This is a genomic window from Bacillus sp. 22190, from assembly GCF_052045575.1.
Classification (GTDB): Bacteria; Bacillota; Bacilli; order Bacillales; family Bacillaceae; genus Bacillus; species Bacillus altitudinis.
In genome coordinates this window covers 47,156-59,423 of sequence record NZ_JBQEPF010000006.1, presented here as the reverse complement: position 1 = coordinate 59,423, position 12,268 = coordinate 47,156, and the positions used below count along the sequence as shown (strand labels likewise).

General features: G+C 40.9%; 14 protein-coding genes. 10 read left to right on the top strand and 4 right to left on the bottom strand.

Going from position 1 to position 12,268, the window contains the following annotated elements; genetic code table 11:
• The first annotated feature begins 215 nt into the window (after positions 1 to 215).
• On the top strand, positions 216 to 1,007 hold the full coding sequence (locus tag ACTJKA_RS10090; RefSeq protein ID WP_007500712.1) for a LysM peptidoglycan-binding and 3D domain-containing protein: 792 nt from the start codon (positions 216 to 218) through the stop codon (positions 1,005 to 1,007).
• A gap of 152 nt (positions 1,008 to 1,159) precedes the next feature.
• Here ACTJKA_RS10090 and ACTJKA_RS10085 read toward each other — a convergent pair whose 3' ends face one another.
• Positions 1,160 to 1,666: a GNAT family N-acetyltransferase gene (locus ACTJKA_RS10085; RefSeq protein ID WP_008346514.1), complete on the bottom strand. Its 507-nt coding sequence runs from the start codon at positions 1,664 to 1,666 to the stop codon at positions 1,160 to 1,162.
• A gap of 204 nt (positions 1,667 to 1,870) precedes the next feature.
• On the opposite strand from ACTJKA_RS10085, the gene ACTJKA_RS10080 reads away from it, so the two are divergent.
• The 4 genes from ACTJKA_RS10080 to prpB all read left to right on the top strand — a co-directional run bounded on the left by ACTJKA_RS10080 (position 1,871) and on the right by prpB (position 6,090).
• On the top strand, positions 1,871 to 2,410 hold the full coding sequence (locus ACTJKA_RS10080) for a DUF420 domain-containing protein (RefSeq protein WP_008346516.1): 540 nt from the start codon (positions 1,871 to 1,873) through the stop codon (positions 2,408 to 2,410).
• A 167-nt stretch (positions 2,411 to 2,577) separates the two neighbouring features.
• Positions 2,578 to 3,720 (top strand): citrate synthase, encoded by a 1,143-nt coding sequence (mmgD, locus tag ACTJKA_RS10075; RefSeq protein WP_144610214.1) that lies wholly within the window; start codon positions 2,578 to 2,580, stop codon positions 3,718 to 3,720.
• A 2-nt stretch (positions 3,721 to 3,722) separates the two neighbouring features.
• Positions 3,723 to 5,159, top strand: a complete 1,437-nt coding sequence (locus tag ACTJKA_RS10070; protein ID WP_046526863.1) for a bifunctional 2-methylcitrate dehydratase/aconitate hydratase — start codon at positions 3,723 to 3,725, stop codon at positions 5,157 to 5,159.
• Positions 5,160 to 5,172: 13 nt separating this feature from the next.
• Positions 5,173 to 6,090 carry a methylisocitrate lyase gene (prpB, locus tag ACTJKA_RS10065; RefSeq protein WP_440607750.1) on the top strand — a complete coding sequence of 306 codons (918 nt, stop codon included), beginning with the start codon at positions 5,173 to 5,175 and terminating at the stop codon, positions 6,088 to 6,090.
• Positions 6,091 to 6,126: 36 nt separating this feature from the next.
• On the opposite strand, the gene ACTJKA_RS10060 is transcribed toward prpB, so the two are convergent.
• Positions 6,127 to 6,789 carry a lysozyme family protein gene (locus ACTJKA_RS10060; RefSeq protein WP_017359484.1) on the bottom strand — a complete coding sequence of 221 codons (663 nt, stop codon included), beginning with the start codon at positions 6,787 to 6,789 and terminating at the stop codon, positions 6,127 to 6,129.
• A gap of 97 nt (positions 6,790 to 6,886) precedes the next feature.
• Positions 6,887 to 8,212, bottom strand: coding sequence for an APC family permease (locus ACTJKA_RS10055; RefSeq protein WP_017359483.1), 1,326 nt, complete (start codon positions 8,210 to 8,212; stop codon positions 6,887 to 6,889).
• Positions 8,213 to 8,399: 187 nt separating this feature from the next.
• Between ACTJKA_RS10055 and czrA the strand changes: the two genes are divergently transcribed.
• A complete protein-coding gene (czrA, locus tag ACTJKA_RS10050) occupies positions 8,400 to 8,729 on the top strand; it encodes a Zn(II)-responsive metalloregulatory transcriptional repressor CzrA (RefSeq protein WP_007500691.1) in 330 nt (109 codons plus the stop codon).
• A 35-nt stretch (positions 8,730 to 8,764) separates the two neighbouring features.
• Here czrA and ACTJKA_RS10045 read toward each other — a convergent pair whose 3' ends face one another.
• A complete protein-coding gene (locus ACTJKA_RS10045) occupies positions 8,765 to 9,289 on the bottom strand; it encodes a hypothetical protein (protein ID WP_025207492.1) in 525 nt (174 codons plus the stop codon).
• Between the two features lie 118 nt (positions 9,290 to 9,407).
• On the opposite strand from ACTJKA_RS10045, the gene ACTJKA_RS10040 reads away from it, so the two are divergent.
• Genes ACTJKA_RS10040 through ACTJKA_RS10025 form a run of 4 tightly spaced genes read left to right on the top strand, consistent with a single transcriptional unit; the run spans position 9,408 to position 12,195 of the window.
• Positions 9,408 to 10,331, top strand: coding sequence for a helix-turn-helix transcriptional regulator (locus tag ACTJKA_RS10040; RefSeq protein WP_046526861.1), 924 nt, complete (start codon positions 9,408 to 9,410; stop codon positions 10,329 to 10,331).
• Positions 10,332 to 10,385: 54 nt separating this feature from the next.
• Positions 10,386 to 10,862: a GyrI-like domain-containing protein gene (locus ACTJKA_RS10035; protein ID WP_056704336.1), complete on the top strand. Its 477-nt coding sequence runs from the start codon at positions 10,386 to 10,388 to the stop codon at positions 10,860 to 10,862.
• Between the two features lie 37 nt (positions 10,863 to 10,899).
• Complete coding sequence (locus ACTJKA_RS10030) at positions 10,900 to 11,619, top strand: MBL fold metallo-hydrolase (RefSeq protein ID WP_052320504.1); 720 nt, start codon at positions 10,900 to 10,902, stop codon at positions 11,617 to 11,619.
• Positions 11,620 to 11,622: 3 nt separating this feature from the next.
• A complete protein-coding gene (locus tag ACTJKA_RS10025) occupies positions 11,623 to 12,195 on the top strand; it encodes a TetR/AcrR family transcriptional regulator (RefSeq protein ID WP_008346533.1) in 573 nt (190 codons plus the stop codon).
• The last annotated feature ends 73 nt before the right edge of the window (positions 12,196 to 12,268 follow it).

Genomic DNA, 12,268 nt, shown 5'->3' with positions numbered 1-12,268 from the left:
GACGCGTTTTCATCATGATGATTTCCATCCCTACAAAACCTTGATATGATGCGGAATTGAGCCATTTAGTGGGCTGATTTACCAATGGAGAGAGATGTTTCATGTAAAGGAACTGTAATCTAAAACATATCGTTTTGTTATTGAAATGACATTTACATATGTTACGATAGCACTCGTTAGCCGCCATAAAAAGCTAACAAGGGAGGATTTACTTTATGAAGAAGACTATTATGTCCTTGGTTGCTGTTGCAGCAATCTCAACAACAGCATTAGGAGCACAGCAAGCTTCTGCAAAGGAAATCACTGTACAGAAAGGTGATACACTTTGGGGAATCTCTCAAAAAAATGATGTGTCTCTAAAGGACCTAAAGGGTTGGAACAATTTATCTACAGACATGATCTATGTAGGAGATAAATTGACAATCTCTTCAAAAGAGAAAACTCAGGAGCAGTACAAAGTCCAGAAGGGGGACAGCCTCTGGAAAATCGCTCAAAAATTCAATGTGTCAATTAGCGATATTAAGTCTTGGAATAACTTAAACTCAGATATAATTATGATTGGTTCAACACTAAGTGTTGCTGGTCAAAGCTCAGCTCCGGTAAGCTCAGAACCTGTTCAAAAACAGGCACCTGTCCAAAAAGAGCAAACAACGAAAAAAGCTGCTCCTAAAAAGGAAACAGCTAAAGCAGAATCATCTTCTGCTAGTCAAAGTGTTCAAAAAGAAATGACTGTAACGGCTACGGCTTATACAGCAAATGATGGTGGCATCTCAGGTATCACTGCAACAGGGGTAAACTTAAACAAAAACCCAAATGCAAAAGTAATCGCAGTAGATCCTAATGTCATTCCATTAGGAAGTAAGGTTTATGTTGAAGGCTACGGTGAAGCCATCGCAGCAGATACTGGCGGCGCAATTAAAGGTAACAAAATTGATGTACACGTACCAAGCAAATCCCAAGCTAAAAATTGGGGCGTAAAATCAGTCAAAGTGAAAGTACTTAACTAGTAGTCTATTGTTTTTGGAAGAAAGCATCAGGTGGCGGCCTGATGCTTTTATTATACCTTTTTTTGGCCGGAAATACACATATTTTTCTGAAAAATTCGCATTTTCGACAAAAACCAGCGTATAAGCCCATCTCAACGCTGGTTTTTGTGTCGTTAGCTGTCCACCCAATAAATTTCTCCGCTTTGCTCTTTCCAATTAATTTGGACATCAAAATGGTGTTTTTCATAAAAATGAATCAGGCGGTCCACATGGTTCCAATCTCTTTTGACGAGATCCCCAGTAATGACTGGAATGTTTTGCTCTCTTGCGATTTCTTTTAAATGCTTCATACAGATGGATCCATAGCCATTATCAGGCGGGCCTTTAATATCGGCAATGTGAATCTTTCCTTCTTCAGGATATTCCGCGATCAAGGAAAAATCAGATTGTCCGCGAAAAGCTTTTTCACAATCGCTTAACATGATTTTGCACGTATCTGCATTCTCAATTGCAGAGACGATCATCCATTCATCTTCCTTCGCTTGATCAATGCCAATAATCTTTGCTTTTTTTGAAATATCTTTTATATTTTCTTGCATTCGATACATTTGGAACTGCAACTGCTGTAATTCTTGCTCTAATGTCTTCACATCTTTTGTTGTTTCCTGTAAGATTGACAAGTCTATTGCTCCTTTCATAGAAGAGTTGATAAAAACCACACAAATTCCCATTCTAAAGGAAGTGAGTGGATCTTTCAAGCCGCTAGAAGGCAGGCAATCGGCAAGTTTGTCTAAAATTCGACGAAGACAGCGAATTCATTGACTTTAGAGAGAAAGTTAAATAACATACTCTTAGTCGGAACTAATAAAGAGAGGTTTTCAAACATGAACGAACAGAATCAAAAACCGAAAAATTTCACCGGCATTGTTGTCTTTTTAACAATTGCCATAAACGGCTTAATTGCTTTATTATTTTTCATGCCAAAAACAGATAAATTTAGTCATCTGGATATTACATTTCTGCCGTTACTGAATGCCGTGATGAACAGTTTTACGTTTATCTTTTTACTTTCAGCGCTCATTATGATTAAACAAAAGAACATTAAAGCCCATAGACGATTTATCTTTGCGGCTTTTTCAACAACACTTGTCTTTTTAATTTCGTATGTGACGTATCATTCAATGGCAGCTGATACACACTTCGGGGGAGAAGGAATCATTCGTCCGATTTACTTCTTTATTCTCATCACACATATCGTCTTATCTGCCGTCATTGTACCGCTTGCACTGATCACTCTCTTTAGAGGCGCACAAATGCAAGTCGAACGTCATCGTAAAATTGCCAGATGGACCATGCCTCTTTGGCTCTATGTCAGTCTAACAGGTGTCATCGTATATATTATGATTTCTCCATACTACAGCTAACGTATGTCCATCTGGACATACGTTCTTTTATTTACAAGATGAAGTGCTTTGGATAAAATGGGAATTGGGTATCCGACTTGCACGGTATCTTCCCACCTATAGAATCACATCATGTCTGGCCGTTTGCTCGTTTGGAGAACACAATTGAACGAAACGGGGGTTATATGATGACTGAACAATTGCAGTACAAACCGGGGCTTGAAGACATTGTGGCAAGCGAAACGTCAATTTCGTTCCTAGATGTCCAGCAAGAAGAAATTGTGATTCGCGGTTATGACCTCATCGAGCTGGCACAAAACAAGACGTACTTAGAAACAGCCTATCTGCTCATTTATGGAAGATTACCAGATGCAATGGAATATCACCAATTTCAGCAAGATATTTCCTCACAAACAAGCTTACATCCAACCATTCAAACCATTTTGACAAAACTGCCAAAAACCACTCACCCAATGGATGCCATGAGAACGTGTTTATCTGCTCTTGCAGGGTACGATGAACAACTGAATGATCGATCAGAAGCATGCCAACAAGCGCGTGCCGTTCGATTACTTGGCCAGCTGCCAGCGATTGTTGCGGGAAGCTATCATATTCTCACACAAGACACCACACCTACTCCAGACCAGACCAAATCCTACACTGAAAACTTTCTAGCGATGTTAACAGGCCGCACTCCGGCACAAGACGAAATCAAAGCATTTGACCAAACACTCACGCTTTATAGTGAGCATGAGCTGCCGAATTCAACATTTGCAGCAAGAGTCATTGCATCTACTCATTCTGACATGTATGGTGCTTTTACTGGAGCGATTTCTTCATTAAAAGGTGACTTACACGGAGGCGCAAACGAAGCAGTGATGCACATGCTGCTCGAAGGCAAAACAACAGAAGGTTTCCTTGCGCTCATCGAACGTAAATTAGCCGCAAAAGAAAAAATGATGGGCTTTGGACACCGGGTATACATGAGAAAAATGGACCCAAGAGCGGCACTTTTAAAACGATCGTTGAAAACGCTTACCGAATCAAAAGGAGACACGACGCTTTATGACATGTGCGTCGCAGGCGAGGCATACATGAAAGAAAAGAAAAACCTCTATCCAAACCTTGATTATTACGCAGCACCTATTTATTACGTGCTCGGTATTCCTATTTCACTTTATACACCGATTTTTTTTGCTGCGAGAGCAAGCGGATTAGCAGCGCATGTCATCGAGCAGCATTCACACAATCGGATTTTTAGACCGAGAGTACGGTATTTAGGACCAAGAGGATTAAAAGTCTCAAATGATGAAGGAAAAACGGGGGAATGAATATGAATAAAACAGCAGTAGCCAATCAAACAGATCAACTATTAGAAGACATCGCAGCCTATGCCGTGGATGGAGAAATTACGAGCAAAGAGGCCATTGAAACAGCTCGGTATGTACTCATGGATACACTCGGCTGCGGAATGCTGGCGCTCAACTTTCCAGAATGTACGAAGCATCTTGGACCAATCGTACCTGGAACTGTTGTCCCTAACGGAGCAAGAGTGCCCGGCACTTCATTTGTATTAGATCCTGTTCAAGCGGCGTTTAATATTGGATGTATGATCCGCTGGTTAGATTATAATGACACGTGGCTTGCACAGGAGTGGGGCCATCCATCAGATAACCTGGGCGGGATATTGGCTATAAGCGATTATATCAGCAGAACGAGGCTTGCAAACGGAGAAGAACCGCTTTCGATGAATGACGTACTGCATGCGATTGTAAAGGCACATGAAATACAAGGTGTGCTTGCTTTAGAAAATTGTTTGAATCGAAATGGCTTGGATCATGTTCTTTTTGTCAAGGTGGCATCAAGTGCAGTCGTTTGTGCAATGCTTGGCGGAACGAAAGAAGATGTGCAGCATGTGTTATCACAAGCATTTGTGGATAATTCACCGCTTAGAACGTACCGGCATGCCCCGAACACAGGATCAAGGAAATCGTGGGCAGCAGGGGATGCCACAAGCCGTGCGGTGAGACTGGCGATGATGACATTGAAAGGAGAAATGGGCTATCAAACGCCCCTCAGTGCAGAAAAGTGGGGATTTGAAGATGTGTTAATGAAAGGAAAACCACTCACACTTGCCCAGCCGCTCGGGTCATATGTGATCGAAAATGTACTCTTTAAAATTGCTTATCCAGCAGAATTTCATGCGCAAACTGCCGCTGAGGCCGCTGTCATTCTACATGACGCGGTAAAAGACCGTTTAGATGAGATTGACAGGATTGAGATTACGACACATGAATCAGCCATTCGAATTATTGATAAAAAAGGACCACTTTACAACCCGGCAGACCGTGACCATTGCTTGCAGTATATTACGGCCATTGGGTTGATCTATGGTGAGCTGACCGCTGATCATTATGAAGAAGAAACGGCGCAGAATCCGCTCATTGACCGTTTGCGTGATCAAATGATCGTGAAAGAAGATAAACGGTATACAGAAGACTATTTAGATCCAAAAAAGAGATCAATTGCAAACTGTGTTCAAATCTTCTTTAAAGACGGAACGATGACAGATCGAATCGAAATTGAATATCCGCTTGGTCATCGCAGAAGAAGGCAGGAAGGGATCCCGCTGCTTGAAAAGAAATGGGAATATCATTTGAAAACGAGATTTCCACAAAAACAAGTCGATCAAATTGTTTCACTTTGTCAAAATCCAAATCAATTAAAAACAACGACAGTACCAGCATTTATGGATTTATTTATCATATAAGGGGGGGACTAGTGTGTGGATCGTGAATGATGAAGTAAATCAAGTTGACTTAGCCGCAGCTTTTAAAGAGCAAATGCACAAATCCGCTTTATTTCAAATTCCAGGCGTTCACGATGGAATGTCTGCGCTCTATGCGAGGAAAATGGGATTTCAAGGGCTTTATTTATCGGGTGCCGCTTTTTGCGCAAGCAAAGGGCTTCCTGACCTTGGTATGATTCATTCCACTGAAATGGCGGAAAAGGCAAAGGAAATCATTCGAGCTTGTCAGCTGCCTCTTTTAGTTGATATGGATACTGGCTATGGCGGTGTATTAAATGCAGCCAGGGCAGCAAAAGAAATGGTGGAGAGCAAGGTAGCGGCTGTTCAAATTGAAGATCAGCAAATGCCGAAGAAATGCGGACATTTAAACGGGAAATCACTCGTTTCTGTAGAAGACATGATGGCGAAAATCAAAGCGATCAAACAAGCGGCACCTACACTTCTCGTCATCGCAAGAACGGATGCGAAGTCAGTAAACGGGATGGAGGATGTCATTCACCGGGCGAATCTCTATCTAGAAGCAGGAGCAGATGCCATTTTTCCTGAAGCGCTGATCACAGCAGAAGATTTCACGTATGCTTCAAACAATATAAAAGGGCCGCTCCTTGCAAACATGACGGAGTTTGGAAAAACACCTTATTATCATACAGACGAATTTTCTATGTTTGGCTTTCAAATGGTGATTTATCCTGTGTCATCCCTGAGAGTTGCTGCAAAAGCGTATGAGCGTTTATTTACAGAGATTAAAGAAAAGGGGACGCAGCAGGGAATGCTGGAGGACATGCAAACGAGAAAAGAGCTATATGAAACGATTCATTATGATGAATATGAAGAAATGGATCAGCATTTAGCCAAAACGATCCTGCCGGAAATCGGGAAAGAGCATTCATAAAATGAAAAGCACTTCCGTTTAGGAAGTGCTTTTTTTTTACGATGATGGTGTGGATGATGAAGCCAATTTCATCTTTTCTTCAACTGTTTTCGTTTTTTCTTTTACTTTTTCAGCATAAGTGAAATCACCGTAGCAATACGGATAGCGGAAGTTATCTTTGTCGCCCCCGCATGTATAGACTTCAGGGTTTCGCTTCACTTGCTTTTTGGAGTATTGCTTTGCCAATTTTTCGGAATGTTTTCCCCCGTTTTTTGCAACAAAATCAATATAGCCGATTCCCATGTTATAGCTTTGAATAATGGTTTCCAAATCAACGCCTTTTTTCTTCCCATGCTTGTACATGGTTGAAAAATGATGGACTCCTTGTTTAATGCTTTTCTGAGGGTCATTGATTTCATTTCGTTTCAAACCAAGAGATTCAGAGGACTGCATTGGATCTCCGCCTCTGCCTTTTGATTCTTGATACATCATACCGAGAATTAACGCGGTATATTGATCTAAATCTTGATCTCTTAACTCTGTTTCTACAAGCGGTTTGTAATCATCCAATCTCGACAAAACAATTGATTCCGTATCAATCGGCAGCTTTTTTAACTCCTTTTGATTAAAGGAAATGACAATGGCCGCTAATACGCAAACAAACAGAAAAATCGTGAAACAGCCTGAAATGGCAAAACATCCTGTTTTTTTCTTTTTCAAGGTCAGTTCACCCCTGTTTTGCCCCGCTTTTAAAAGGGAAGTACAGCCTTTATATTATGCCATATCCTGCACAGGATACCAAGTGAAAACCTTATATTCAATCATAGCCAAACGTAAATTCTGTTCTTGTTTTCAGTCTATAGCAGAAATAAACAAAACCGATCATGAGCCACACCATGCCGATGATTAATGCATTTGTACTGATGCTTGTTAAGAGCCAAATACAAAAAGCCGTTCCGCAAAGAGGGATGATGGCATACCTCAGTGTGTTTAATACACCTCTTTGTTTTTGTTTGATGAAATAGTAAGCGAAAACAGACAAGTTAACAAACGTAAATCCAATTAATGCCCCGAAGCTGATAAACGAGTAAATGACCTCAAGCTCACCAACAACTGCGGTTAACGAGAAAACACCAATTAATAAAATATTAAATACAGGCGTTTTCAATGTTGGGTGAATATAACCGAAGAAACGCTTTGGTAATGATTGATCTCTTCCCATCGCATACAAGAGTCTTGCGGCACTCGCATGTGATGATAGGGAGGAAGAGATGACAGCGACCATGGTGCCGGCTAAAAAGAATGAGTGGAGAAACGCGCCGCCCACAAATTCCGCAATTTCAAGTGATGCCGCATCTGGATGCTTGAACTGTTGAAAATTTGGAAACACCTGCTGTAAAAAATAAGAGGTGAGGGTAAACAGCACACCTCCAATGGCGACCGTTAAAAATATGGCGAGAGGAATCGTTCTTTTTGGCTTAATTGTTTCCTCAGACATAGTCGAAATCGCATCAAATCCTAGAAAAGAAAAACATAAAATCGTCGCGCCGGAAAAAATAAGGGCGGGATCTAAGCTTGCTGAATAAAACGGGCGGGTTGACAGTATCTCTCCCGTGCCTGCATGCTGCGTGAGCCCATAAATAATAAACCCAACAAATGTAACAGCGACAATCACCTGAAAGGTCACAAATAGCGCTGTAATGTTGGCTGTAAGACGTATACCGATTACATTGACAGTCGTTATGGCGATAGCAAGTATGATGATCCAAATGTAATGAGGTACATCAGGAAAGGCTGCGGTTAAATATGCACTTCCGATTGCAAAATTCACCATAGGCAAAAATAAATAGTCCAGCAATAGTGTCCAGCCTACAAGGAAGCCGACGTGAGGATGAATACTTTTTTGCGCGTATGTATATGCAGATCCTGCTTTTGGAAAAGCCTTCACCATATTCCCATAGCTAAGCGCTGTCAATAGTAATGCCAGTAAAGTAAAGATATAAGCTGCAGCAACGTGTCCTTTCGTCAGCTGAGCAACAATGCCGTATGAATCAAATACGACAAGTGGGTCCATATAAGCAAGCCCGATCACAACAAGCGGAAAAACAGTCAGGCTGCGTTTTAGTCTTGGCTCTTCAGTCAATTTGCCTATCAGCTCCTCTAAAAAAATGTATAAATAATGCTCATTTTAAAAAGAATGCTACCACGTGTCAATGCTATTTGAATAAATCTTTTTTCAAAAGGTGTGGAAGCTTTGCATGCTACACGTTTTGGTATATGATGATACATAGAATAAGTCGTGAGTTGACTGACAAGAAAGGTGAAGCGAAATGAAGGAAGAACTGAATACAAATCAAGAACAGGAACGGATGGAGCTGGACGAAGAAAGTCTATTTCTTGTCTCCCAAACATTTAAAGCCTTATCTGATCCGACGCGTATTCGTATTCTGCATTTGCTGTCTCAAGGTGAACATTCAGTAAATGATATAGCAGAAACACTAAACCTTATGCAATCAACCGTATCTCATCAGCTGCGCTTTTTAAAAAATCTTCGTCTCGTGAAATCTAGACGAGCAGGGACCTCGATTTTTTACAGTCCTGAAGATCAGCATGTGATGGAAGTGCTTGAACAAATGATACACCATGCACAGCATGATTGAGAAAAAACCTTCCTACTTTTATATAGGAAGGTTTTTTATGCATGATGTACTTGGGTTGATCGTTTATTTGCTTTCATCATTTGATAAGAAAACACAATATAGTAAGCCGCTAGAAGGAAAAAGCTGAGTATTGTCAGCGCATCATCGCTGACAATATGCTGATACAATTCAACGATATCCATTTTGGTGATCGCATGTGTTGTCAGATTGACCGATTTAAATGCAAGCCTAGATAAAAACAAACATAAAATAAAGCTTTCAATCCATTTACTTGTTTTCATATACAGCCGGCCATTTTCTAATTTCATCTGAATCGTCTGATAGGCGTGGATGGCGAGACTGCTCCCGAAGATCATGCCAATGACGGCATAGATAAAAATACTGTGATTTTGCCATCCTTCTGATAAGAGAATAAGGGCAGTCAGACTAAATACATACATTCTCATGAAAAGATTTACCGGGCGCACAAGCTGATAGCGTCTCATTCGATTCATTCGAATGATGATCCAGACGAGCATGACGATCCCGATCATGAACAACTGCCATACGTGATGTGTCATGATGCAACCTCCTCCTGCACAGGCAGGGATGTAAACGAATGCTGGCTGTTACTTATCATTACCATTCTTTCTTTTTTTATCAAATCAAAACCTATATTTATGAAAAAGAGGAAAAGTCATGAAAATCGATCGCATTTTGTCCATTGTGATGATACTGATTAGCAAACGGCAAGTACAGGCGAAAGACCTCGCTGAACTACATGAAGTGAGCGTAAGAACCATATACCGTGACATTGATACGATTAATCAAGCGGGGATTCCAGTTGTCACAAAACAAGGCGCAGGGGGTGGAATTTCACTCGTTGACGACTATCGTCTAGAGAAAAAATTATTCACTGATGATGATATTGAACTGATTTTAACAGCTCTTGAAAGCATTACGAGTGCATACACCTTTAAAGAAAGTGAACATGTACTAAAGAAAATGAAATCCCTGATCCCGCCTCAAAATGAGAAACAGCAACATGTCTTTATTGATTTAAGCTCTTGGGGGAAAGACAGCTACTTAGAAAAGAAGCTCCAGCTCATTCATACCGCTGCCTCAGCGCATCAATATATCCAGTTCACCTATCGCAATGCAAAAGGCGAAACACTTCCTAGAAAAGTAGAGCCTTATACACTTGTCTTAAAAGGAAGACACTGGTATTTGTATGCGTATTGCTGCGTGAAAAAAGCGTTTCGTCTGTTTAAACTCAAAAGAATGTCAGACCTTATCACGCATTCAGTATCTTTTCTTCCTAAACGAATAAAAAATGAAGACAAGCCTTGGAATGATTCTTGGCATGAAGAACCTTCCGTCAGTACACTAACGCTCAGGTTGACTCAAGATTTTGTTGGTAAAGTGAAGGAATGGATAGATGAAAATGAATTCACCGTATGTGCAGATGGTACGTATCTTGCCACAATCACTTTGCCTCAGGATGATTGGTTATATAGCTTTCTTTTTTATTTAGGGCCAGATGTCGAGATTGTCTCTCCGCTATCCGTTCGGGAAGCATTTGATCTAAAGTTGAAACAATTTCAAAAACCAAAAGGAACTTGACACAATGTTGTCAGGTTTCTTTTTATATGATGGAAAAAAAGGAGATGAGAATGTATGTACGATATCGTGATTTTACAGAAACAATGGATCAAGGGATTATCTGTTCGAACAACAAATGAAATGGAGCAAACAAACGAGCGGAAGATTGCACCGCTTTGGCAGCAATTTTTCACGCAGCAGCTCGACGGAGGCCATGCGCCAGTCATAGGGCTGTATTCAGATTATGAAAAGGATGAAAATGGCGCTTATTTGTTCACAGCGGGGCAATTGGTTGACCAGCAGCTAGCACAAGATGCAAAAGAGATTCCAGGCTCTACCTACGCAAGATTTCAAACGAGAAAGGGCCCGATTGAAGAGGTTGTGTTTGAAACATGGCAGCAGATTTGGAGTTGGGATCAGCGTTATTTGCGAACATATACTGGCGATTTTGAATGGTACGACGAACGATCAATTGATCCAAAAGAAGCGCAAGTTGATATTTATATTGCAGTCGATGAAAAAATAGTTGCTAAAACTAATACTATTAGTTAATATAAAACTAACGACATTAGTTTTAGGGGGAAACAAGATGAGATTGACAACATTTGACCGTTTGCACCAGCTTACACTCATGCCACGTATTTTTCCGGTAAATTGTTATGTATTTGAGGAAGAGAATGAACTCATCTTAATTGATGCAGCTTTGAAAATGGCAGCAAGCTCGATAATTGAATTTGCACATCAATTAAACAAACCCATTAACAAAATTATTCTGACTCATAGTCATATGGATCATATTGGTGCACTAGATGAAATGAAAAAGGCTTTTCCAGAGGCAGTTGTTTATTTATCGAAACGAGATGCTCGCCTGTTTGCTGGCGATTTCTCTTTACTTCCTGGTGAACCGAAGAAAAAAGTCAAAGGCAGTTTTTCAAAAGACATTCTCACAAAACCAGACGTGCTTGTTGAAGAAGGGGACGAGATTGGGTCACTTAAAGTCATTGCCACACCAGGACATACACCAGGAAGCATCTCTTTATACGATGAAAAGTCAGGGGTTGTCATTGCGGGTGATGCAGTTGTGACAAAAGGCGGTTTATTTGTAACGGGTGAGTTTCGCTTCACCTTCCCATTCCCGGCTTTTGCCACTTGGGATGCAGAAACAGCACTAAAAAGCGCTGAAAAATTACTGGCACTTCGCTTGTCTTGTCTCGCAGCAGGACATGGTGATCTTATCATAGAGCCTGAGGCAAAGCTCAGAGCTGCTATCGAAAAAAGGAAGCATCAGCTACAAAAGGGAGGACAGTAAGCCATGTCTCCAAGAATGGGTATCACACAAGAAAAAATTGTTGAATCTGCCATCGAATTTGTCGATGAGGAGGGCTTTTCCGCTTTGACCATTGCTACATTGTCCAAACGGCTTAACATCAGACCACCATCTCTTTACAACCATATATCCGGTCTTCATGAAATACAGGCAGCTCTTGCTGTTAAGGGGCTGACAATGCTTTGTGAGGCCGGCAAACAAGTTACAGCGGGGCTGGAAAAAGAAGACGCTGTTTTAGCATTTGCAAGACAATATGTTCAATTTGTTCGTCAGCATCCCGGCCTTTATGAGGCTGCTTTTTCACATATGAATGAAAAAGAAGTCAGTGTGGCTGCAGAGAATCTTGCTGATTTTGTCCAATCCATCATGTCTCGTTTTGGTGTAAAAGAAGAGGACATGACGCATGTCGTCAGAGGGCTTAGAAGCTTACTGCACGGCTTTGGAGATATTTCAAACAAAAAAGGATTTCAACGGAAAGAGCAGCTTGAAGATAGTGTGAGCTATGCGGTCCGTCTTTATATTGCAGGCATCAAAGAGCAAGAAGATCTGTCTCATTGACAGGTCTTTTTTATGTATCGAACCGACATGATGAAGGAGATGTAAACAAATCAAAACATTTTTTGGGCAAAAA